18 protein-coding genes are annotated in these 22,287 nt (G+C 56.5%); 4 read left to right on the forward strand and 14 right to left on the reverse strand.

Annotated features, from left to right (window positions below):
- Window positions 1-30: 30 nt before the first annotated feature.
- The 12 genes from HCU74_RS06880 to HCU74_RS06935 all read right to left on the reverse strand — a co-directional run bounded on the left by HCU74_RS06880 (window position 31) and on the right by HCU74_RS06935 (window position 11,163).
- Complete coding sequence (locus HCU74_RS06880) at window positions 31-1,194, reverse strand: PilT/PilU family type 4a pilus ATPase (RefSeq protein ID WP_168449668.1); 1,164 nt, start codon at window positions 1,192-1,194, stop codon at window positions 31-33.
- A gap of 121 nt (window positions 1,195-1,315) precedes the next feature.
- Entirely contained in the window at window positions 1,316-3,406 is a 2,091-nt protein-coding gene (locus tag HCU74_RS06885) for a pilus assembly protein TadG-related protein (protein WP_168449669.1), read from the reverse strand.
- Between the two features lie 3 nt (window positions 3,407-3,409).
- Window positions 3,410-3,679, reverse strand: coding sequence for a DUF3613 domain-containing protein (locus HCU74_RS06890; RefSeq protein ID WP_168449670.1), 270 nt, complete (start codon window positions 3,677-3,679; stop codon window positions 3,410-3,412).
- On the reverse strand, window positions 3,676-4,404 hold the full coding sequence (locus HCU74_RS06895) for a tetratricopeptide repeat protein (RefSeq protein ID WP_168449671.1): 729 nt from the start codon (window positions 4,402-4,404) through the stop codon (window positions 3,676-3,678). The genes HCU74_RS06890 and HCU74_RS06895 overlap by 4 nt, the downstream gene beginning before the upstream one ends.
- Window positions 4,404-5,270, reverse strand: coding sequence for a type II secretion system F family protein (locus tag HCU74_RS06900; protein WP_168449672.1), 867 nt, complete (start codon window positions 5,268-5,270; stop codon window positions 4,404-4,406). The genes HCU74_RS06895 and HCU74_RS06900 overlap by 1 nt, the downstream gene beginning before the upstream one ends.
- A gap of 9 nt (window positions 5,271-5,279) precedes the next feature.
- A complete protein-coding gene (locus HCU74_RS06905; RefSeq protein ID WP_168449673.1) occupies window positions 5,280-6,140 on the reverse strand; it encodes a type II secretion system F family protein in 861 nt (286 codons plus the stop codon).
- Between the two features lie 15 nt (window positions 6,141-6,155).
- The gene (locus tag HCU74_RS06910; protein WP_168449674.1) at window positions 6,156-7,400 is read right to left on the reverse strand and encodes a TadA family conjugal transfer-associated ATPase; all 1,245 of its coding nucleotides are present in this window, start codon (window positions 7,398-7,400) and stop codon (window positions 6,156-6,158) included.
- A gap of 35 nt (window positions 7,401-7,435) precedes the next feature.
- Entirely contained in the window at window positions 7,436-8,764 is a 1,329-nt protein-coding gene (locus HCU74_RS06915) for a type II and III secretion system protein family protein (RefSeq protein WP_168449675.1), read from the reverse strand.
- A gap of 38 nt (window positions 8,765-8,802) precedes the next feature.
- Window positions 8,803-9,702, reverse strand: coding sequence for a Flp pilus assembly protein CpaB (gene cpaB / locus HCU74_RS06920; RefSeq protein ID WP_168449676.1), 900 nt, complete (start codon window positions 9,700-9,702; stop codon window positions 8,803-8,805).
- A gap of 221 nt (window positions 9,703-9,923) precedes the next feature.
- Window positions 9,924-10,364 (reverse strand): TadE/TadG family type IV pilus assembly protein, encoded by a 441-nt coding sequence (locus HCU74_RS06925; RefSeq protein ID WP_168449677.1) that lies wholly within the window; start codon window positions 10,362-10,364, stop codon window positions 9,924-9,926.
- Between the two features lie 104 nt (window positions 10,365-10,468).
- Entirely contained in the window at window positions 10,469-10,945 is a 477-nt protein-coding gene (locus HCU74_RS06930) for an A24 family peptidase (protein ID WP_168449678.1), read from the reverse strand.
- Between the two features lie 17 nt (window positions 10,946-10,962).
- Complete coding sequence (locus HCU74_RS06935) at window positions 10,963-11,163, reverse strand: Flp family type IVb pilin (RefSeq protein ID WP_210425138.1); 201 nt, start codon at window positions 11,161-11,163, stop codon at window positions 10,963-10,965.
- Window positions 11,164-11,331: 168 nt separating this feature from the next.
- On the opposite strand from HCU74_RS06935, the gene HCU74_RS06940 reads away from it, so the two are divergent.
- The 4 genes from HCU74_RS06940 to HCU74_RS06955 all read left to right on the forward strand — a co-directional run bounded on the left by HCU74_RS06940 (window position 11,332) and on the right by HCU74_RS06955 (window position 18,294).
- Window positions 11,332-11,760 (forward strand): regulatory protein RecX, encoded by a 429-nt coding sequence (locus HCU74_RS06940; RefSeq protein WP_168449679.1) that lies wholly within the window; start codon window positions 11,332-11,334, stop codon window positions 11,758-11,760.
- Between the two features lie 122 nt (window positions 11,761-11,882).
- Complete coding sequence (locus HCU74_RS06945; RefSeq protein WP_168449680.1) at window positions 11,883-12,248, forward strand: Spy/CpxP family protein refolding chaperone; 366 nt, start codon at window positions 11,883-11,885, stop codon at window positions 12,246-12,248.
- Between the two features lie 89 nt (window positions 12,249-12,337).
- Entirely contained in the window at window positions 12,338-14,989 is a 2,652-nt protein-coding gene (locus HCU74_RS06950) for a metallophosphoesterase (protein ID WP_168449681.1), read from the forward strand.
- Between the two features lie 254 nt (window positions 14,990-15,243).
- A complete protein-coding gene (locus HCU74_RS06955; protein WP_168449682.1) occupies window positions 15,244-18,294 on the forward strand; it encodes a metallophosphoesterase in 3,051 nt (1,016 codons plus the stop codon).
- Window positions 18,295-18,406: 112 nt separating this feature from the next.
- Here HCU74_RS06955 and HCU74_RS06960 read toward each other — a convergent pair whose 3' ends face one another.
- Together HCU74_RS06960 and HCU74_RS06965 are read right to left on the reverse strand one after the other, a co-directional pair.
- Window positions 18,407-21,352: an insulinase family protein gene (locus HCU74_RS06960; protein ID WP_168449683.1), complete on the reverse strand. Its 2,946-nt coding sequence runs from the start codon at window positions 21,350-21,352 to the stop codon at window positions 18,407-18,409.
- Window positions 21,353-21,408: 56 nt separating this feature from the next.
- Window positions 21,409-22,218, reverse strand: coding sequence for a glutaminyl-peptide cyclotransferase (locus HCU74_RS06965; RefSeq protein ID WP_168449684.1), 810 nt, complete (start codon window positions 22,216-22,218; stop codon window positions 21,409-21,411).
- Window positions 22,219-22,287 lie beyond the last annotated feature (69 nt).

Genomic DNA, 22,287 nt, shown 5'->3' on the forward strand with positions numbered 1-22,287 from the left:
TGCTGCCAGCGCGATGGGCGCGGCTGCCGCTTACACCGATGGGCTTTCATCCTCGTCTTCGATTTGCAGGCTGAATGAGGTCGGTTTACTGCGCTCTTCCCGCGTTGCGGGTTGTGCGTCGTCGGGAATCCCTCGACTGCTTTCCAGCTTGATTCTCAGGCGCAGGTTGTTGGCTGAGTCGGCGTTTTTGAGTGCTTCTTCAAAACTGATTTTTCCTTCTTCATAGAGCTTGAACAGCGCGGCGTCGAAGGTTTGCATGCCGAGATTTTCTGACTTAGTCATAATCTCCTTTATGCTTTCCACTTCACCCTTGTGAATTGCCTGGGCGACGGTGGGGGTGCCCAGCAGAATCTCAATCGCGGCGCAGCGCTTACCCTCTACCGTTGGCACCAAACGCTGCGAGACAAAGCATTTGAGGTTAAGGGAAAGGTCCAGCAATAACTGATGGCGTCGTTCCTCGGGGAAGAAGTTAATAATTCGATCCAGGGCCTGGTTGGCGTTGTTGGCGTGCAGGGTGGAAATACACAGGTGGCCGGTTTCGGCGAAGGCAATGGCGTGTTCCATGGTTTCGCGGTCGCGGATCTCACCGATGAGGATCACATCGGGCGCCTGACGCAGTGTGTTCTTCAGAGCCTGGTGAAAGCTGCGTGTGTCTACGCCAATTTCCCGCTGATTGATAATGCTGCGCTTGTGGCGGTGAACAAATTCAATGGGGTCTTCTATTGTAATAATATGCCCGCTGCTGTTGGTATTGCGGTGGTCAATCAGTGCGGCGAGAGACGTGGATTTTCCCGATCCGGTGGCGCCGACGAACAACACCAGACCACGCTTGGTCATAATGACTTCTTTTAAAATCGGCGGTAGACCCAGGGCGTCAACATTGGGGATGTCTGTGACAATATTCCGCGCGACAATGGAGATTTCATTGCGCTGCTTGAAAATATTGATGCGAAAGCGTCCGACATGGGGAATGCTGTAAGCGAGGTTCATTTCCAGCTCGGTGTCGAATTCCTTGCGTTGTTCATCGTCCATAATGCCGTAGGCGATATCGCGGATATCACCGGGACCGAAGGGCTCCTTGTCGAGGGGTTTTAATTTGCCGTGGAATTTCGCACAGGGGGGCGCCCCGGTACTGAGAAAGAGGTCTGACCCGCCATTTTTGGCGAGTAGGGTCAGGTAATCGTTGAAAGTCATTGTTATCTTCTCGAACTGGCTAAACAGATTGACGGGGAGAGTGTCCTGTCATTCTGTTTAGCTTAGCGGCTTTTATCGGCCGGGGTCGAGAGCAGTGTGATATTTTCGACGGGTAGCAGCCTTACATCACCAGTTCGACCTTGTCGCTTTGACAGGTCATGCTCCCACCTACCTCGACTTCTGCAAGGCTGACGCCCAGAGACTCGTGTATCTGGTCGAAGAGCGCGTTCACAACCGGTTCCAGCGTCGCGTTAATCGTCGCATTCATTGTGCTGGTCAAGGTGCTGGCGGCTGCGCCCATGGCGTCTGACACCGTGGCGAGGGTTGATTCGGTTGTCGGGTCGTAGAACACCAGTTCAAGGCCAAGCAAGCTGTCCTCGACGCCGTCTGAAATGCTGTTGGAGTACACCGATTGATAAGCGTCGTCGCTCAGGACATCACTGATTTCCGGCAGAAATTCGTCGCCACTGCTGTTGCTGTAATCCAGTGAGCCTTGCCCGGCCAGGTAGTTGCCGGTCATGCGAGCGCCTATGCCGCCGCCACTATAGGCAGTGCGCTCGGCTTGTGCGGCGTCGGTGGTCCAGCTGCCGTCGGCCCGGCGGTATTCGGTGGTGCAAGCGACGAGGAGTACGCAGGTCTTTCTCACCCTGACGCTGCCGATATCGATCAGTGGCAAGATGGCCGGGTCAGGTTCGTCGTCGCCAAAGGCATTGTCGGCGGCGTCGTCGGTGGTGCTGCCAAATTCCCCGGCCATTACCTGTGCCGCGGAACTGCGAACGCTGGTATTCAATTCCCTTTCAGTGCCTGAGGAATTACAGCTGTGGTTAGTCACTCGAGCGTCACCGGCTCCCCCCTGAACCAGAATGTCGAGCCGCGGATTTTCAATAAACTTGACGTCGAGAACATCGCTCTCGGTGGTGCAGGGGCTGGTGATGCCGAGTGGACACAGATCGTCGGCGGAGCTGGGTGGACTGGCCCCAGACAGTGTGCTCAGTGCGCTGGACAGTGTACCAAGAAGGGGGTTGTTAATCAGCCCCTCAAGGGCGCTCAGTGCCGCGCCGGAAATAGGCAGGTCAATGGCCGCAAAGGTGCGCAGCTGGGCAGTGCGAACATATATCGCGTCATTGCCGTTGGGATCTTCCGCAGCATGTGCCGGGTTACCAGTGTTCGCCAATATTGGCGGCTCGAGAATTTTTGTGCGAATGGAGACGTTGGCGAGGCCCAACAGGTTTTCGTCTATTTCCGGTGAAGTGCCGGAAGCTGCTGCGACATTTTGAATAATACCCTGAACCAGTTGCATCGCTTGTAGATTGGTATCAAAGGCGGTATTGGGCGCGCCGATTTGTACGACCACAAGGTCTCTCAACGTGAGGTCGGTCACGCCGCCGGGAACGGCTGCAGCGATATCGTCCAATGCTGTTGCGGCATCAGCAAATCCGGCCTCGCCGGCGACGTCGGCAATGGCTTCAAGCAGTTCGTCAACAGGGATACTTGTAGTCATCGCGGTTTCGTACTCGCCGGAGGGAAGCCCCAGGGTGTCAGCCAGGTTGTCGAGTAAATCACGCAGGTTCACGGTTCCGCTGACCAAACCATTCCAGCCCGCTACACTCACACCGAGTGGATTGCCCAGCAGAGCCCCCAGTTGGTCATTGAGCAGGGATGAGCGGCTGAGGTCTACACTGGCCATGCTGCTGCGTATGCTCAGTGATGCCGTCGGTTGGCAGGCTTGGGCAACACCCGCGGGTTTGAGGTTGATCGTGCTGGGAATGCCCGGGCGCACCAGTGCAAATATACTGGCGGTAACAACTTTGTTTAGCGTAACCCGCACACCGAAGCCGTTTTCGTCGACCACGAAGGTTTTGCTCTTGCTGCCATCTTCTGCGGTTTGGGTTTCTACGCGGCCAAGTTCTACGGTGATGTCTTCATCTCCACCGGGGAAATTATTCCGTTCCGGCGCGAGGACTTCCAGGGCGATAGCGCGACGCTCGGACTCCGTCAGTGTCTGATCGCGGCAGTACAGCAAGGCGGTTTCAAGTGCGGCTAAATCTGCCAGTTTTTGCGTTTGACGTTTTTCATAAAACAGCCGCCCGGTGTCGATTGTGACGACGAAAAAGGCAAGCAGGGCAGAGAGTAGAAACGCCGACATAATGGCGATTGCACCGCGCTGTTTGGACGGGCCTTCCTTAGCTGGTACTACTATCTGCCTGGTCATGATTTATTCGTCGCTGGTAAATGAATCATCAATAAAGGAAGCTGGAATCGGCTGCTTAAAACTGTCTACATAGCGCTTGTAGGCCGCTGCGCGAACTTTGCCACTGAGATGCTGTTCCGTACTGGAGGCGATTTCCCCGGAGCGCTGAGCGGCCAGGGCCCGTTGGGTGGCCGACATTTGGGAGGGCGCGTGGTGGGCGCTTGGTTGCGCCTGTACGACACCCGCAGCAAACAGGGCGCCGGCCAGCAGAAGGCTACTGATGTAAGTGTTCATAGATTAACGTCCTTTTTAATGGCGGGCTTTTGCGCCAGCGCGGGTTCTGCGAAACGGTTGGCTTTTTCCAACAGGGTGTTGAATTCGTTTTCGTCAATATTGTTGTTGCTGGCCATACGCATTGCCGTACGGCTATCGCCATCGAGAATCAGGCTCATCACCATATTGCGGATGGCAACCGGGTGACCGGGGTGCAATTGCAAGGCGGTCATAAACTCCCGTTGGGCGGCTTTGAAATCCTTCATTGCCAATAAGATAAAACCATAGTCATTGCGAATGTCCGCGCTGGTGGGAGCGAGGCGTCGCGCTTTGAGCATATGTTGGTGCGCAATGGCGAGATCGCCCCGGGTTGCCAGTATTTTGGCCATGCCTGAATGGCCAGCCGCCGTCATGCAGGTCAGGCTGAGGTCGCGATAGCTGTCGTAGGCATTGCCGAGGAGTCCGGTTTTACGTTGGGCCTCAGCGCGCAGCCACAATGCCCGAGGGCTGTTGTGAGCATCCCCTTCGAGGTGGGCGAGGGCCGAGTAAAACTGATCTTCTTCAATCAGGTTTTGTACCAGATCAAGATGCACCATTTGTTCTTTACTCAAACTGCCGTTGCAAGCACTGGCGGCTTGCCGGGGTGACTGATTGGTGGTCGACGCACAGGCACCGGTGAGTGTGAGAATACTCACCAGTGACAGCGTACCCAAAGCCTTGCGCATTGTCGTTTCCTTGATATTCATTAGCCACCCATACTTGTCAGGGCGCGACTGATTGACATCAGTCCCGGGCCGGCGATAACAATCAACATTGCCGGGAAGAGAAACACCATCATGGCGATGGACATCTTGCCGGACATTTTGTTGACGTCTTCCTGCAAGTCCAGCCGCCGCCGGTTTTGCAAGAGTTTGTAAAGCTCGTCCAGCGCCTTGTCGATGCTGCCGCCAGTAATCGATTGCTGGCGAATCACGATCAGGTATTCCTTGAATCCCACTGCACTGCAGCTATTAATCAGCTCGTACAGAGCGACTTCCTGGCTCTGGCCGGCTTCTATTTTGGTCACAGCCGAGCGCAGTTCCTGGGAGCAGGTTGGCGAAAGGTCGCGCAGCTCTTCACAGATAATGGACAAAGTGCGGGGGAGTGACAGGCCGACACGCCACAGCATACGGGTGGTCTGTGTCAGCATCAGGGTTTCCTGGTCCAGCCGCGCTTGCCGGGATTCGGCGATATTTTTCAGAATGACGTATGCAAAATAGGTGATCACGAAGAAGGCGAGTACGCTGCCACTCAGCGCCTGCACCATGTCCAGTCCACGATACAGACAGGCGCCGAAGGCTACTAATGTCAGGAATGCAATGGCAAGCAAGGCCGCCACCAAAGCTGTAACTTGATCTTCGGTACGAAACAGTCCGGCGCGGCGCAGAAGCTGCGACAAGGAGGCGAGGTGGGTGTTTTCTTCCCGCAGTTGGCGCCACACGTCCTTGGTGTCAAAGCGCATTTCTCGCGGCTTCTCTTCGCCGCTTTCGACGTGGGCGAGGGCGAGCAGCAGCACTGGTGCGGTACAGAGTACCAATGCGCCGATGATGAAGTAATAGTGATGGACTTCCATGACGTTCTCCTATTTACCGATACTGCTAATCATGCGTACCAGTACTATCACGCCGACAACCTGCAGGATGACTGCGCCCATGAGCATGCGTTGCCCGCTGGGGTCAGCCCACATACCCAGTAGAAAATCCGGATTGACGCCGAACATATAGGCGGCGATACCTGGCGGAAGCATGGCCAGCACAAAGGCGGTGACGCGAGTTTCCCCGGTCATAGCACTCAGCTCCCGCTTGCCCGCTTCGTCGAGACGCAAAATATCAACAATGTCATCGAGAATCGCGCGGATACTGCCACCGTATTGCTCGTTGATTCGAATCGCTGTCGCCAGCACGTTAAATTCGTGAAGCTTGGTTTGCTTGGCTTCCTTGTCGAAGGCCTGGTGCAGGTCGTAGCCCATATGAACGCGACGAACCACCCGCCGCATGATAGTACCCAGCGGGCGCTCAAGGGTTTCCACTGAATCGGCAAAGGCGTTTTCGACGGAGATACCCGCAGACAGGCGTCGCGTGACTTGGTTGACAAAGGAGGGAAGCTGCTCAAGCATTTTTGCCCGGCGCCTATTGCCGACAAATTTCACCGCCAGAATCAGCAGGCCCGCGCAGGCAAAGGCGGCAACGCCGCCAAACTGCAGGGGCAGTGCTAGCAGGCTAAGCAGAGCGCAGGCTGCGGCGATCGACAGAGAGACATAGATGATAACCGGAGGTAGCTCCACACCATTGGCCGCCAGGTAGTCGGTGATAAAAAGGGGCACCTTGGCATTGGTGTCGCTGGGCAGTGCCTCGGATTCCAGCACGGGTTCCTCGCCGCTGACAAGCACAAAGAGGACAAAGGCCAGTCCGATAGAGAGCAACATTATGGCTATCCAGAACATTATGGTTCTCCCTGTCTAGGATACGTCGTCGAACAACGATACTGTCGCGTGTTGTACTTCGACCAGTTCCTTGTGAACGAAGTCGTAGCGGAAGTGCTCCTTTAATCCCACGCGATCGTTTTCAATGACCAGTTCGCAAATTTGCAGCACGCAGCGGTGGCCATCGGGCTTGCGACCGATATGTACGATCATATCGAGGGCACTGGCTATCATCTTCAGGATCAGTTCGCTCGAGCCCTTGAAGCCCGACATGCCAACCATCATTTCCAGACGGGTCAGCGCATCTTCGGCAGAATTGGCGTGAACAGTGCTCATCGAACCGCTGTGTCCGGTGTTCATCGCCTGCAGCATATCGACTACTTCACCGCCGCGGCTTTCACCAACGATAATTCGGTCTGGCCGCATACGCAGGGCGTTTTTTACCAGTTCCCGTGCACTGATCTCGCCGACCCCTTCGTTGTTTTCCGGCCGGGTTTCCAGGCGCACAACATGGGTATTGCGCAGCTGTAATTCTGCGGCATCTTCAATGGTGACGATGCGCTCGGTGGCGGGAATGTATTGGCTGAGTATGTTGAGCAGGGTAGTTTTACCCGAGCCGGTGGCACCGCTGATCAGAATATTGGTGCGATTGGCGACCTTGTCGGTTAAAAACTCCAGGGCGCGCTCGGTAATGGAGCCGCCCGCCATCAATTCCTGAGCGGTCAGCGGGTCCTTGCGGAATTTCCTGATGGACAGGCAGGGGCCGTCCAGCGCCAGCGGCGGCACGATGGCGTTGATACGACTGCCATCGGCCAGCCGTCCATCTACGATGGGACTGGACTCGTCGATACGGCGGCCCAGTGGTGAAATCATGCGGCGGATTACCCGCAGCACATGGCGGTCGTCGAGAAAGCGCATCTGCGCCTGCTCGAGTACACCGCGGCGCTCGACAAAGATTTTGCGGGGGCCGTTGATCAGAATGTCGTTGACGTCAGGGTCTTCCAGCAGGGCCTGTAGGGGGCCATAGCCTGTAATTTCGTTAATCAGCTCTTTTTCCAGTAAATCGAATTGATCCCGGCCAATATTCATTTCGTAAATACGGCTGAACTGACGCATATAGGCGCCCACCGCTTCTTCCAGCTTTTTCTCGTTGTCATCGTAGATAATATTGTCATCTTCGATGCGGTCGATAACGAAGCGGTGCAGGGTTGCCTTGAGGTTTTCGTAGTCGTCAACCTGAGGGAGTTGCACTTTAGAGCTTCTGCGATCAATTAGTCTCATGTCAATGTACTCCTGAGTCCCGGACCCGTGCGCGGCTAGTTGGCAAAACCGACATCGGATTTCCTTGACCCGGTGGTCGCTTGGTGTGTCTCCGGCTTGTCCATGTCGCGAAACAGCATGTCGGTGAAAGACGGGCTGTAGTGCCGGTAGGTGTCACCGGGCATTTCGGGGAGGGGCGCATCCTTGGCGATGGGCTTGACCAAATGGGGGGTGACGATCATCAGCAGTTCCTTGTCGTCCTGCTCGAAGCGCGACGAGCGAAACAGGGCGCCGAGAATGGGGATGTCGCCCAGGCCGGGTACGCGGTCAGCGTTGTTAAAGGTGTTGCGGCTGACCAACCCACTGATAATAAAGCTTTCACCGGGTGCGAGTTGTATTGAAGTATCGGTGCGGCGCACGCGCAATGCGGGCACAGACACGCCGCCTGAGGCTACACCGCTGCTGAAATCCAGGTCGCTGACTTCCGGCGCCACCTTCAGCATGATGCTGTCTTCGCTAAGCACCGTTGGCGTGATGTGCAGACGTACACCGAACTCCTTGTACTCGATCTGCACCTGACCATCGCGGTTGGAAATGGGGTATGGGAATTCACCTCCGGCGAGGAAGGTCGCCGTTTGCCCGGATAGCGCCACCAGAGAGGGTTCAGCCAGGGTGTAGGCATAGCCATTCTGGGACAGGGCATTAATGGTGGCGCTAAAGCCGTTTCTGGCGTGGCCGACTAATATCGAAGAGGCGTCACCCCCGGCAACGGTATTGCCGATCAGCGCGCCCACAGGGCCGGCTCCGCTGAGCAAGCCGAGCAGGTTATTGTTGCCCAGTGCCACGGAGCTGTCTCCACCGATGTAGGCCAAGGCACTGCCCACCTGTTTCAGTTGTGAGCGGCTGTACTCGACGATGCGTATGTCCGTTTGCACCTGAATCGCCCCTCGCTGGCTGGTATTGTCCAGGGCTTTCTCGCCGCTGGCGCTGAGCAGCTGGTCGTGTTGCATCAGCGAGCTGGTGCGGCCTTCGATGCTCACGCTCTGGCCGACAGCGTCGATGGCGACACCATTGGCACTCGACAGAGGGATTTGCGGCACCACGTCGATGCGAAATTCAGTGGGTTCGCTGCTGCCTTGCCACAGCAGCAGTGCAGTAGAGCCGACATTCTTCGCGGTAATCAAAAACTCGCGAGAGTTCAGCACCTTTAGGGTGGCAATTTCCGGGCGGCCAATCGCACTGCGCTTGACGCTGTACTTCGTGCTCAGCATGTGCTGTTCACCAGGGGTCAGGCGCAGGGTTTTATAGGGTTCTGCAAAAGCGCTTTCGGACGGGATGCTGCACAGGAAACCCAGCACCAGCGCGATCAGAAATCCTTGTTTCATGGTTGATACTCCGTATCGATTAACTGATATGCGAGGCATTACTTCGGCACCCGTATCGTTTCAACTTTATCGCCGTTGTAAACATACACGGATTTAGGCGGCGGTGGTGGCTTGAAGCCGGTGACTTCACGCATCAGTGTGGCCTTGTCGTCAATTTCCGTGCCGCGGTCGGCTATGGCGCTCTCTCCGGACGCGTCGTCCTGTGCCAGACGCTCGTCGTCGCCAATGGCAATCAGGCGCAAGTCGCCGCTGCGTTCAGCCAGGATCAGACGATTGACGTCGTCCAGCTCGACCTCCAGCACTGCCGACTTACTGCGCTTTCCGCTGTCTTTATCGTTGTTTGACTTGCTCTTGCCATCCTCGCCGGACAGCGGTTCGCGCTCGCCATCCAGGCTCGCGCCAAAGGCCAGCAGTCGCACATTTTTCAGCACGCGGCGAGACATGCTGCGGTTAAGGGTTTCCTTGCTCGCGCGGGTGGTAAAGATGACATCGACATAATCGCCGGGTTTAAGGAAGCCGCCGGTGCCGATTACCTCATCTACTTTGATCGCAACGGCGCGGTGGCCCGCTGAAATCTGCGTGGTCAAGGTTGCAGCGGCATCAAAGTCAGTGGCGCGTACCGGCGAACCCTTGGCGATATCGTGGGTGGGGCGGGTTCCCACCAGGTCGGCAATTTTGCTGAAGCCATTGTCGATAGTCACCGGGTAGGGCACCACGAGCAGATCTTCCTCGGTGATGACCTCACCTTCAAGCAGGTTTTTGTTCGCAACCACCAGTTTTTGGGCGTAGGTGTACGAACCGGCCTCACTGACCGTGGATTGTGCGGCGCGGGCCTGGCGTTGGCTATCTTCCTGGCTAATCCTGTAGCCAATCACCCCCATGATAATCGCGCTGATAATAAGCAGCGCGGCGATGATTTTCAGGGTCCTTGCTTGCATAGGGCGATCCTTTTTATGCAGTCAAAAGTAATTGTTGGTGAGCGATACAGCGACTCGGTTCAAATGCCAACAGCAATCCCGACGCTGTTTCACTAATAATAGCCGTCGTGTCGTTGGGGGTTCATTGTGGTAGATACGTATACTAGCAGGGAATTTCTCCCTGGCTCGGGGTTGAGGGGCAGGAGTGGGGCTGTCAGCCGAAGAGATTGTCATTTTTGTCACTACATCCGCAGGCTCGCTTTACCGACCAGTTCAGCGGGAAGGCGCGGCACTTCGCCAAACACAGGCAGGTTCAGCGAGGGAATCAGTGGGCCCGCACTCAATCGGACTGTGCAAAGATTTTCCGGGGTGCATGAGAAAAAGTCGTCGCCGCTGGTGGCTTCGGTGACATAAGTGACCGATAACCAGCTCAAAGTGGCCTCGACCTGTTCCTTGACCTTGGGTTCCAGCTCTTCCGGAGTGCAAGTTCCGTCGCAGGGGTGGGCAAGGGCGGCGCGCAGAGCCTCTTCGCTGGCATAGGTGAAACTTTGCAGAACGAGAAACGCCAGCCCGTAGGCGATCATGGCGTAGACAATGCCCAGAAATACCGGAAAGACAAACGCAAATTCTATTGCGACGGCTCCCGACTGGTAATGACGAAGACCTTCTCTTAAGCCTGACATTTCCTGATCCTTTTTTTGGCTACCGCGGAGCGTTCAGCTGGCGTGGCAGGCATCGGTGCCCTGAATACCTTCCTTATGACTCGCCTGGTGTGCTGTGCTGAACCCTAAAACATGTAGAGCAGGGTGCAGCCGATTGCTATCGCAGTGCCAAGGGGCAAGCCAGAGTCGGCACGTGGGCCTCCATGGTATAAGGGGGTGTTGCTTGGTGATTCTCGGGGAACTTCGCCGCCCGAACCGGCGTGCAATGTATTGGTCAAGCGCGTTTGGACCGTCAGTGCGATCAGCACAGTGGCGACGCCACTCGCAAATACTATTAACAACTCCATGCTGTTCCACAGCGGGCTGACGGCGACCATCAGCTTTACGTCCCCGGCTCCTACGAGACCCCTTAGGTAGCCAGGAAGTGTAAGTGCCAAACCAATCAGCAGGTTTAAGAGCAGTGTTGTCGCATCTGTGTTCGGGTTGTTAAATGCCGAAAGTGCCGCAGTGCAGATTAACACTAAAACCAGTTGATTGGGTATTCGGCGCTGCTGCCAGTCTATTACCGCGATGATCCAAAGAACAAGCGTCGCGCCGAGCATGCTACTTCAACAACGTACTATTCTACCTGCATCTTGCCTGCAATAGAGTTGAAGGACTTGTTGATACCTTTGTCTGTGCCAGTGCCGCTACCGAGCAGGCCAATGGCAGCAACCAGAATGACAACCAGCAAGCCGGCCATAATGGCGTATTCGATGGCACTTGCTCCACGCTCGTCGTTGTGGAAGGTTTTAACTGCGTTACGCATTTGCTTTAACATGATATCGCTCTCCGCGGGTTGTTTGGGCTGGGCCTACATTCGTTGTTGGCTTGGTGTTACTTTCGGCGTTACACAGCGGGATTAAAATAAGTAATTGCCGCAGTTCGTGCTTACTATAAGATGGAAGTTACGACTCGTTATTCTAGTTATGAGAAAAATATTTCCTAAATGACTGATTTAAAAAAGAAAGTGAGAGATAGCGCAATTCGCTACCTCTCACTTAGAGAATATACGAAATTTGAACTATGTCGCAAATTAAATGTGAAGTTTCCTGGGTTAGAGCTTGAAGTTGCCGCCGAAATCGATTTTTTGGCAAGCAAGGGGTGGCAATCCGACGCGCGATTTGCAGAGTCGTTTCTGCGGCATCGTGCCGCGTCTGGATTTGGGCCCAGGCGGATTCGCCAGGAGATGAGATCCAAGGGGCTGGCCGACGAGGAGGCGGACCGCGCGTTTGCGGAGTGCGAGATCGATTGGTCTGCCCGGCGCAGTGAGGTGTGCCTGAAAAAATTCGGTGTGCTCGACAGCGATGACCGCGCACTTAAGGCGAAAATAGCCCGATTTCTGCAATACCGAGGATTTGAGTTGGGCTGGGAATAGAGTTCTGTGCGTATTTGTTCGAGCTGCTAAACTCTGGGCAGTTATAATTTTCGGCTGGGCCGTTCGTGGGAGATAAGTTGTTTATGTTAAGCAGGGCGTTGATTTTCGCAGGTTTTTTTTGGGTGTTTTCAGTACAAGGTGCGGTTGCGCAGGAGGATCATGCGGCGGCCTATCAGGCGCTCGCCGCGCAATTGAACCTCAGCGAGCAGCAACAACAGCAAGTTCGTCAGCTGATTAATGCCTATGCGGAAAAAGTTGGCGCATTGCAGCAGCGCACCGCTGAGCTTAGAACCGAGATGCAACACGTACAATTGGATACCCTGAAAAAGTCTGACATTAAACGAATGAGTCAGAGCGCGGGTTCAGTGGCCGCGCGCCACACTGGAGCGGTATTGCAAACCCAGTTGGATTTCTACAATTTGCTTAATACTTCGCAAAAACGGGAATACCTGCGGCTGCGTAAAGAGGGTCGTGTCGGCGGGGGATAGTGGCTGTTTTCTGCCAATCTTCGAATTTGATTTTTAGTTGTTGCGCCCCGTCAGGTCGTTGAGCTGAGTGCAGGGCAGAGGGTTTTGCTATGAAAGCATATCGAACGACGATGTTGGGGGTGATGGCTGCCGTCGTACTTACGTCCTGTGGTGGGGGCGGAGGCGGCGGTGGTGCCAGCGTTGAGGAAGAGTCAGGAATAGAGGCGTTCAATGTTGCCGCCGGGCAAGCGCAAACGGTCAGCTTTGCTGGTGGTGGTGGCGAACTGGCGCTGCCTGCGACGGCGATTGCGGAGCCGTTAAGCATGGAAGTTGCCGTGGATGAGGAGATGCCCGAGGGCGGCATGTCCCCCGCTTATCGGCTTTCTCCGGAAACCTATGAACTGGCTTCTCCATCTACCCTGAGTATTGCTGTGCCCGAGTCGGCGCAGAACGGAGCGCGATTTGTCATTGCCCGCCAGGAGGGGGATAGCTGGCGACCCTTGCTGAGTTCCTTCCGCAATGGTGATCGCATCGAAGCCAGTATCACTGAACTCGGCGCCTATGTGCTCACAGAGGTGCCTGCCCTGGCGGCGAGCAAAAGTATCGGGCCGGCCTGTACCGAGGTGGCGGAGCAAGAGCTGCGCTTTACTCACGTGGCAGACTTACACGCCCGATATGGCACAGCGGATCAGTTGTATAGCCGCATCAGGTACTTTCATGACCAGGTCTTGCTGGAGAACCCCTATGCGGTACTGACGAATGGTGGCGATGACTTTGAAAAGGGCAGTGTCGCTGAGCTGCTGTCTCAGGGTGTGGCAACCGTTGAGGCAACCCAGGCAATGGGTTTCGATGTACGGGTGGTGGGGAACCATGATTTCGCCTGGGGCAGTGATATTTTGCTGGAGTACAGTAAAGACGAGCGTGCCGAGGTGATTTCAAGCAATACCCTCTATCGCGGTAGCGAAGAGGGTTTTGCTGGGAAGGACATCGTTGCGCTGCAAGTGGGGTGCTTGAAGGTCGGCTTCTTCGGAATGACCTCGACGCCGTGGAATGAGTTTGACGAACCGCTGGAAGAAGACCCGATTCCCGACTTTTTGCCTGATGTGGAAATGAATTGGCACTGGCAGCAGATTGCCAGGGGCGCGGTCTACCAGTATCGCGATCAGGTGGACGTGCTGGTCATGCTAAGTCACCTGGGGAAAGGTCTGGACGAGGAGATCGCACAGCAAACACCGGGGATAGACCTTGTGCTGGGTGGGCACTCCCATGGTGGTGTCAGTACATCGGTGAGTGGCGACGCGATCGTCGTACAGCCTGATTTTTACGCTGACGGCCTCAGTGATATTCGGCTGCGATATTCCCTGACGACGGGGCAAAGGCTGGATTATTCGGTGACTAACGTAGAAGTGCGGGATGTCCCCGGGGTCGATGCCACGGTCGCGGCAGCGATTGACGATATTATGCAACGTCACGCTCCCGAGGCGCGCGCCGAGATTTCAATATCCGAGAATTACCTGACCACCGATGAAATTATTGATGTCGCTGCCCGGGCGGCACTGTTTCATCACAATGCCGATGCCGTCTTCATGGCGCCCAATGGCGTGAATGATTTTGATCGTTGGCTGCCCGGTACATTGACCCAGGAAAGTTTTCATCGCGCAATTTCGGTGGAGCGCCAGCCTGCTGATACTCCGGGGTTCACCGGATTCTATGCGGTGACGGTTAGCTTCGCCGAACTGCAGCAGATGTTGAGTGCTCAGCCTGATTGGCGCACGGCAATGCGCGAAGGCTTGTCCGATGCAGCACCGATCAAGGTGGTGTTACAAAAAGCGCCAGCGTTGAATATATCCACATTTTTCCCGGGGTTGAGTGATCGCAGCGCTGAATTTTTGTCGGAGGCCTGGGAGAGCCTGGATACCTACGCGCGCCATCGCACCTCCCAATGTTTGCATATTGATACCGATACCCGCTTGTACAGTTGTGACCCGGACACTCTGACGACCGTGTGGCAGTTCAGTGAGGGGAGTACTCCCTTTGCGGCTAGCCTCGGAGGCTCTGAATTGAGCTTTTTCTCGCCGAGCGGTGGCACCGGCAGTGCGGACATCAGCAGCTTTGGTACGGCCACAGACTTTGGCATTGCGCCGCTTCCGGATGGTGATTCAGTGCTGTTGTCATTTGGTGCTTACGCTTTCGATGAGGGGGTGGAGCTTCGCCGAAATGTGGCTAACAACGGTGACTACGCTGAGCAGGGGCTGCTGTCCGATTACACCCTGGTGTTCGATGTGTTTTGGCCGACCGCCAGTCACGGTAAGTATCGCGCAGTGTTGCAGACCAATGTTGCCAATGACGACGACGCCGATATCTTTTTTGATAATTCAACAGAGGGCAGGCTGGGTATTGCCACGAGCGGACTGTCCTACTTCGGAGAGTTTCAGCCGGAAACCTGGCATCGTGTCGCCTTGGTGTTTTATGCCGGTACCACGGAGGGAAGTCTGAAAATCTACCACAACGGCGAGCTTGTAGGAGAAAAACGCGACGGTGATACCGATGCCCGCTGGGCGATGTCGGAAGTCGCATTGCTCTTGACAGATAACTCCAATGAAACCGAGGCGGGATACCTGAATGCGCTGTTGTTCGCCGGGCGGCCCTACACAGACGACGAGATCAAGGCCCTGGGTGGGCCATCTCGGCAGTTGCTGCCTTCTCAGGATACCCAGTCGGTGCAGGCGCGAATTCGCCGACACATGGGTGAAGGGGGCTAATTCCGTACCTTAAATCATTCAAGCCATTGAAAACCCGGCGTGTGCGCGCCGGGTTTTTTTATGTCCTGGTGTTTCCGTGGTGCGGTGCAGTGGGAGTGGTGGAGAGAGTGGGGCGCGAGAACGGAGTCATTGTTAAACATTTATCCGTCTGGAGATCATGTTGGTGCTAGATGTACGTATAGTGACACGGCGCAGAGAGTGATAAAAGTAGAGGATAGGGCGCTCGTGTCCTCTAAAAACAGGCGGTAAAAACGGTGCAAAGAATAGCGATAGCAATGCTGTTTATCGTGGGTATTCTGGTCGCTTCGACCAGAAGCTATGCCAGTGCGATAGAGGGTTTGAATACATTGAAGGCTGAGCTGCAGCTCAGCGCGGATCAGATGGCATCGGCACAACTGCTGATCGACGATTACGAGCAACAGGTTGCCGCGTTAACCGGTGATGGACAAGTATTGCGCGATCAGATGAACCGAATGGATTTGGGCACACTCGTCGACAGCGATGCCGTGGAGTTCGGAAATCAGACCGCAGCCAGCACCGCGGCCCACACCAGTTGGGTGATTGAGGCACAGCTGGGGTTTTACCGCTTATTGGATTCCAGTCAGCAACAGCAGTACACCGCCTTGCGTCGCCGCTGGGCAGATGAGGGAAGTGCGCCGGATTTGCCGCTGGGCAACTGGCCGGTGCTCTGTACCTACGAATTTTTGCACTGTGAGCCAGGGGTGATTGCCCCACCGCCCGATCCTGAACCCGAGCCCGATCCGGCCCCGGAAAGCTTTACTGTGTCGGCGGGAGTCGAACAGGACATTGCCTTTGCCGATGGGAGCGGCAGCCTCACCTTCAGCGAACATGCCCTTACAGATACCCTCGATCTGGAAATTGGCCAGTCCAGCCAGTATTCGGCGGAAGAACTGCGCTCGGTAGCCTTTCTTCTTGGCCCGCTGACTCAGGATCTGCATAGCCCCTCGGCGTTGAGCCTCGCAGTGCCAGCGTCGGCCGGCCCGAATGATCGCCTGGTTGTCGCGCGGTTTGAGGATGGCCGTTGGCGACCGCTGTTAAGTTCGGTGCGCGAAAACGATCGTGTGGTGGCCAGTATCACCGAGCTGGGTATTTATGGCGTCATCGCATTGCCTGCGCCTGTGGTCGCCCGTCAGGTCGGCCCAGCCTGCGACGCTGGCTCCCAGGAACAGGACCTGCGCTTTCTCCATGTTGCCGATCTTCATGCCCGCTACGGCAGCGAAGAGCAGCTGTATCCCCGCTTGAAGCAATATCATCGCGATGTGTTGCTGGAAAGTCCCTACACCCTGTTTACCAATGGCGGAGACGATTTTGAAAAGGGCAGCGTCGCAGAGCAATTGTCAGCAGGGGCGGCGACAGTGGAAGCGACCCAGGCACTTGGCTTTGATGTGCGGGTGATCGGCAACCATGAGTTTGCCTGGGGAAGCGACCAGCTATTGGCTCACAGCCAGGACCCTGTCGCCCAGGTGCTGAGCAGTAATACCCTGTATCGCGGCGATCAAGTCGGCTACGCAGGCAGGGACTTTGTGGTGCTCCAGGTTGGCTGTTTGAAAGTGGGCTTCTTCGGCATGACCTCGGTGCCCTGGAATGAACTTGACGAACAGGAAAAACACGATCCTATTCCCAACTTCCTGCCCGATGTTGAAATGAATTGGCACTGGGAACAGATCGCCAAAGGGGCTGTGTATCAATATGCCGATCAGGTCGATGTACTGGTTATGCTAAGTCATCTCGGGGTGGGCAAAGACACCCGTATTCTCGAAGCCAATGCCGATATAGATGTCGCCCTTGGTGGGCACACCCACGGAGGTATCGAGAATATCGTTACCGCCAACGGCAATCTGGTGGTACAGCCTGATTTCTACGGCGACGGTCTGACTGATATCCGTCTGCGCTATTCGCTGGCGAGTAAAACCCTGAGCATCGACAATGTGGCGAACATCGACACCAAGGACATCGACGGTGTCGATGAGGAAGTGGCGGCGGCCATCGACGATATTATGGCCCGCTATGCACCGGAAGCCGATGTTGAAATCGCCATTGCGGAAACCAGCCCCACCGAGGCCGAAGTGGCGTCGCTGGCCGCCAGGGCCGCTCTTTACCACCACAATGCGGATGCGGTAATGGTGCTGCCTGACACGGTGACCGGCGAGTGGTCGGCGGGCACGCTGACTCAGGAACACTTTATGCGGGCTATCACCGTGGAGCGTCAGCCAGCGGATACTCCTGGCTTCACTGGCTTCTATGCCATTACCGTAACGATGGCGGAGCTGGAGGCAATGCTTGCGGCGCAACCGGACTGGCCGTCTGCGCTGAAGGAGGGCGTTGTCGAGGGTGAGGCCCTGACTCTGGTGTTGCAAAAAGGCCCGGCGTTGAACCTGCCCTTGTTTTTTCCCACGATCGCCGACCGGGAAGCGCACTTCCTGTCGGAAGCCTGGGAGAGCCTCGAAGCCTATGGCCGTTATCGAACCGCCCAATGCCAGCATATCGACACGGATACCCGCCTGTTTGGCTGCGACCCGGATACCTTGACCACCGTGTGGCAATTCAACGATGGCGCGATGCCGTTGACCCCTGACTATGGCCCTTCGCGACTGGCTTACTATTCGCCAAATGGGGGGAATGGCAGCGAGAATGATACGGCGTTCGGCACTACCGACGAGCTGGGAATTCCGGCGATTCCCGGAGGCACCGCCACAGTGATGGCCTTTGGGGATTATTCCCCGGATGAAGGGCTGGAGTTGATCACGAATGTACCGGCCAATGGCGATTACGCGGCCCTTGGCAAGCTGTCAGACTATACGCTGGTATTCGATATTCTCTGGCCCCAGGAAAGCGACTTTGCCTGGCGGGGCGTACTGCAAACCTCGCCCACCAATGCCAATGACGGGGATATATTCTTCAGAAATCGCGCCGCAGGCGGAGTGGGTATCTCAACCAGCGGCTCCTCCTACTACGGGGCCTTTGAACCGGATGTCTGGCACCGGGTCGCCCTGGTATTTACCGCTGGTGAACAGGGTAGTTTCAAGGTCTTCCACAATGGCGTTTTGATCGGCACCAAACGGGCTGGCGATATTACCGAGCGCTGGGCTCTGTCGCCGACGGCGTTACTGCTTACCGACAATTCCTACGAGACGCAGATCGGCTATCTCAACGCGCTGTTGTTCTCCGGGCGGGCGTTCAGAGACAGCGAAATCGAAGCGCTGGGAGGAGTATCTACCCTGTTGGCACCGGACACCAATACCACTACGGCAACCACTCGGGTGCAGCAACACAGCGGCCAGTGAGTATTTGTTGAAGGGACCCCGGAGCGGCTGCGTCGGGTCAGCCCTCCAGGGGGAGGGCATTCTGGCCTCCCTTGATGGGGAGGCGTGGGACAGGTCGTCTGACTATTGCAACCTATTGCAACTTTTGTACGCTGAAACCCTGTTCGCTTGTCCAGCTTGAGAGGGTTTTCAGCTTGCTGTCGCTGCTTATCACCGCAAGGCTTGGCTCGACATCCTTCAAATAGGTGGCGGTGACCCGTTTCAGGTCGTCACCGGTCACCGCCAGTACTCTGCGACGGAAGCGGCGCCGTTCCTCTATACCGCGACCAAAAAGGTTGCTGTGAAAGTCCTGTTTTGCCTCACCTGCCGGTGAACCCGGTTTATCGATACTGCTGACTACCCCCAGAATTGCCTGTTCCAGCGCGTCGTCGCTCACCGTGGTGTCGAGCATCCAGTCGATCGACGCGGTAAAGTCTGCCAGGGTTTCCTGCAGGCGCGGGTCGCGATAGGAGTAGAAGCGGAAGGCGGCGATATTGGAGTCCTGGGAGGCTCCGCCACCGTAGGCGCCACCTTGCTCGCGGATGCTGCGATGCAGAATACCGTTGCGCAGGTACACAGCCAGCACACTCAGGATCGGTGCGTCGGGGTGGTCTGAGGGCACAGTAGGATAGGCACTGGCGCAGAAATTGACCTGGGAATTGGCGGCCCAGAATTCCCTGCGCACCTCGCGCACCGCCGGTTGGCTCAGTGTGCCCTGGCCGCCGCCATTGCCAAAGGGTCCCCATACCGACTCCAGTGCGAAGGTGTGCTGTTGCAGGGCCTCGTCTTCGGCGATCAGCAGCAGCTGGCGAGGGCCGTTGAGGATCTTTTGGTGAAGTCCGGCAAGGGTGTCGGCGAGATTGCTCAGTTCACCGCTGTCTTTCACCCCGTTGGCCAGAGTTTTCAACGCGCGAATTCCCGGTAGGCCACTGAGCTGTTGCTGCAACTGTGCGGTGGGGCTCATGCCGGCACTCGCAGCGGCCATCGCGAGTCCGTGGCCATTGCCGGTAATAGAGGCTTCGCGGCGGGCGCGCAGTTGCGTCACGATATCGGCAATACGCTCGTGCTCATTGAAACGCAGAGCCTGCATGGTATCGCGCATCAACTCACTCTGCGCTACAGCGTTGCGCAGCAGGGCCTTGGAGGTCAACACCAGGTAGGCCTTGAAAGCCTGTTCGTCGCTGATATCGCCACGCATGGTGGTATAGGCAGAAATGCCCCCGCATACCGCCGCCTGGCGGTCCTGAACCTGCAGGTAGTCGTCATCGCCAAGGCCGAGCTCGGTGATGAGTTGGGTGTACACCGGCAGCAGCGCAATTTCGGCGTCGTTCAGGTCGGGCATTTCGACCAATAGTTGCTGATAAATCAGGCCGTTGGTGCCCCGCGCATAGGCGGTATAGGGCAGCTCGCCAAATTGCCCGGCAAAACTGGTCAGCGCCGGGGTGTCCAGCGGCACGTCTTCAAGCCCGACCTTGGGCAGAATACTCTCATCTTCGACCATGGCCTGGCGTTCCAGCAGCGCGTTGGTCTGGTCGATAATCGCTTGTTTTTGCTCCGGGCTCAGAGAAGCCTTGATGGCCGCCAGGCGTTGTTGTTCAGCTTTTTCGGCGCGCTGTTGATACTGGGTGTCAGGGCGCAGCACCAGAGTGACGCGGTGGCTGTTGTCCAGCAGGGCGCGGATAAGCGACGGAATGTAGTCGGGGTCTTTGATATTTTCCCGTAGTTCCGCCAGGGCGGGGTCGAGGTTGAGCACTTCCGTGGGGTTGCCGCGATGGGTGGCGCTGCCAATGGCATTGAGAATTAACTGTAAGCCATAGGGGTAGGAGTCGCCGCTGATTTCCCGTTGCTGCAGCTCCAGTTGATGCAACACCGCTTCGACCTTGTGCTGTTCCACGCCGACTTCGGCGATATTTTTCAGGGTGTCGAGGATCAGGGCTTCCACTGCGTCGCGCTTGTCGGGGTCGCTGCCCTCCACGCCACAGGCAAACACCATCTCCTTCATCGAGTCTTCCAAGCCACACATGGGAGACGGTGAGCTGCCAAGATCAGTGGTTTCCAGCGCTTGCAACAGGGGGCTGGAGCTGTTGTCGAGCAACACTCCCGCCAGCAGTTGCGCCTCGAGCTGGGCGCGCAAGTTGGTGCTGTTGCCCAGCAGCCAGCCCACGACGATATGGGTCTTGCCCTCGCAGCCCTCGTCCTCCGGCACGGGGTAGCACTCTTCAACCCGAATCGGGGCGTGGTAGCGTTTTTCGTCGGGTACGGCGATCACCTCGGGCAGGGCGTCGAACTCCGCCAGCGCCAAGGTTTCAAATTTGTGTTGGTGCTCTCTGGCGGAAATGTCACCAAAGGTCATAAATACCGCGTTGCTTGGGTGATAGTGGCTGCGGTAGAAGTCCTGCAGCTGATCGTAGCTGAGGTCGGGAATCGCCTCCGGGTCGCCGCCGCTGTTGTAATGGTAGGTGACATTGGGGAACAGATACTTACTCAGGGTTTGCCAGAGCTGGCTGTTCACCGAACTCATTGCGCCCTTCATTTCGTTGAAGACGACACCTTTGAACACCAGGTCTGAATCCGGGTTGCCGGGTTCACTGAACTCCAGACGATGGCCTTCCTGGGCAAAATCCAGGGGGTGTAGCCGGGAGAAAAAGACCGCGTCCAGGTACACCTGCAACAGGTTGTCGAAATCCTTGCGGTTGCTGCTGGCAAAGGGATATGCGGTCCAGTCGGAGCTGGTAAAGGCGTTCATAAAGCTGTTGAGCGAACGCCGGATCATCATAAAAAACGGATCGCGAATCGGGTATTTGCGGCTGCCGCACAGGGCGGTATGCTCGAGTATATGGGCGACACCGGTGGAGTCTTCGGGCACCGTGCGCAGCGATACCAGAAACACATTTTCCGGGTTGTCTGCGGCGATATGGTAGTGGCTGGCGCCGGTCTTGCGATGGCGGTATTCGGCGAGATTTACGCCCAGCGCCTCGATATCGGTACTATTGATAAGCTCGAAGCTGGCGTCGGGGGTGGTGTCAAAAAGCGGTTTCATACAGTCCTGTTTAATTGTGGCGTACCGGCGGATTGAGTGCAGATAAGCGCGGGTTGTCAGTGTTGCTCCGGAGATGCCTCAACGGGCGAAAGCTTTGGCAACGTAAACCTTATACGGTGGATATTGGGCCACAGTTTGCCGGTTACAAGCCAGCTGCCGTCGTTGGCGTCGTAGGCGATGCCATTCAACACCGCTTCTTCGTGCAGGCCCGGTGGCACCAGCGCAGATAAATCCAGTCTGGCTATTACCATGCCACTGTGCGCTGAAATAATAAATACCTCGGTGGACTTCCAGCGATTGGCCAGAATATAGGGGCCGTGGCATTCCAGTTCGTTCAATTTGTCTACCGGGCCGTTTTGGTCGCGCACCCTGAGGCTGCCCAGCGCTGCAAAGGTCTTCGGGTCGCGCCACTGCAAGGTGGCGCTACCGTCGCTCATGACCAGCCGATCTTTCTGAGCACACAGCCCCCACCCATGCCCGGCATAACGGTGTTTTTCCAGCAGTGTGAAACTGTGGGGGTCGAGTACAAACAACATGCCCTCCCGCCAGCTCAGCAGGTACAGTCGGCCGCGATAAAAGGTCAGCCCCTCGGCAAAAAACCAGTCGGGCAGGGCAACCCCGCGCAGATCCTTCGGGATGGTGGTATCGGGTGGAAAGGGTGACGACAGTACCCGTGAGCGACCGTACAGGCCACTGCTCTCGTAGAGGCGACCCTGAAACAACTCCAGCCCCTGGGTGAATACCGAATCAATATGGGGGTAGGACGCCACCAGGGTGTAGTCCAGACGCGGACTGGCGGCGTAGCTTGATGGACTGCCAAGGCTGAAAAGCAGGGCTATGCCGGCGGTGAACAGTCTATGTATCATTACATGTCTGCCTTTTTGTAAGGCCCCCTTGAGTCTAAAACCTGCCCTGTACGGGCAAACTTACAGGGA

Origin of the sequence: Spongiibacter thalassae (assembly GCF_012272835.1) — a bacterium.
Classification (GTDB): Bacteria; Pseudomonadota; Gammaproteobacteria; order Pseudomonadales; family Spongiibacteraceae; genus Spongiibacter; species Spongiibacter thalassae.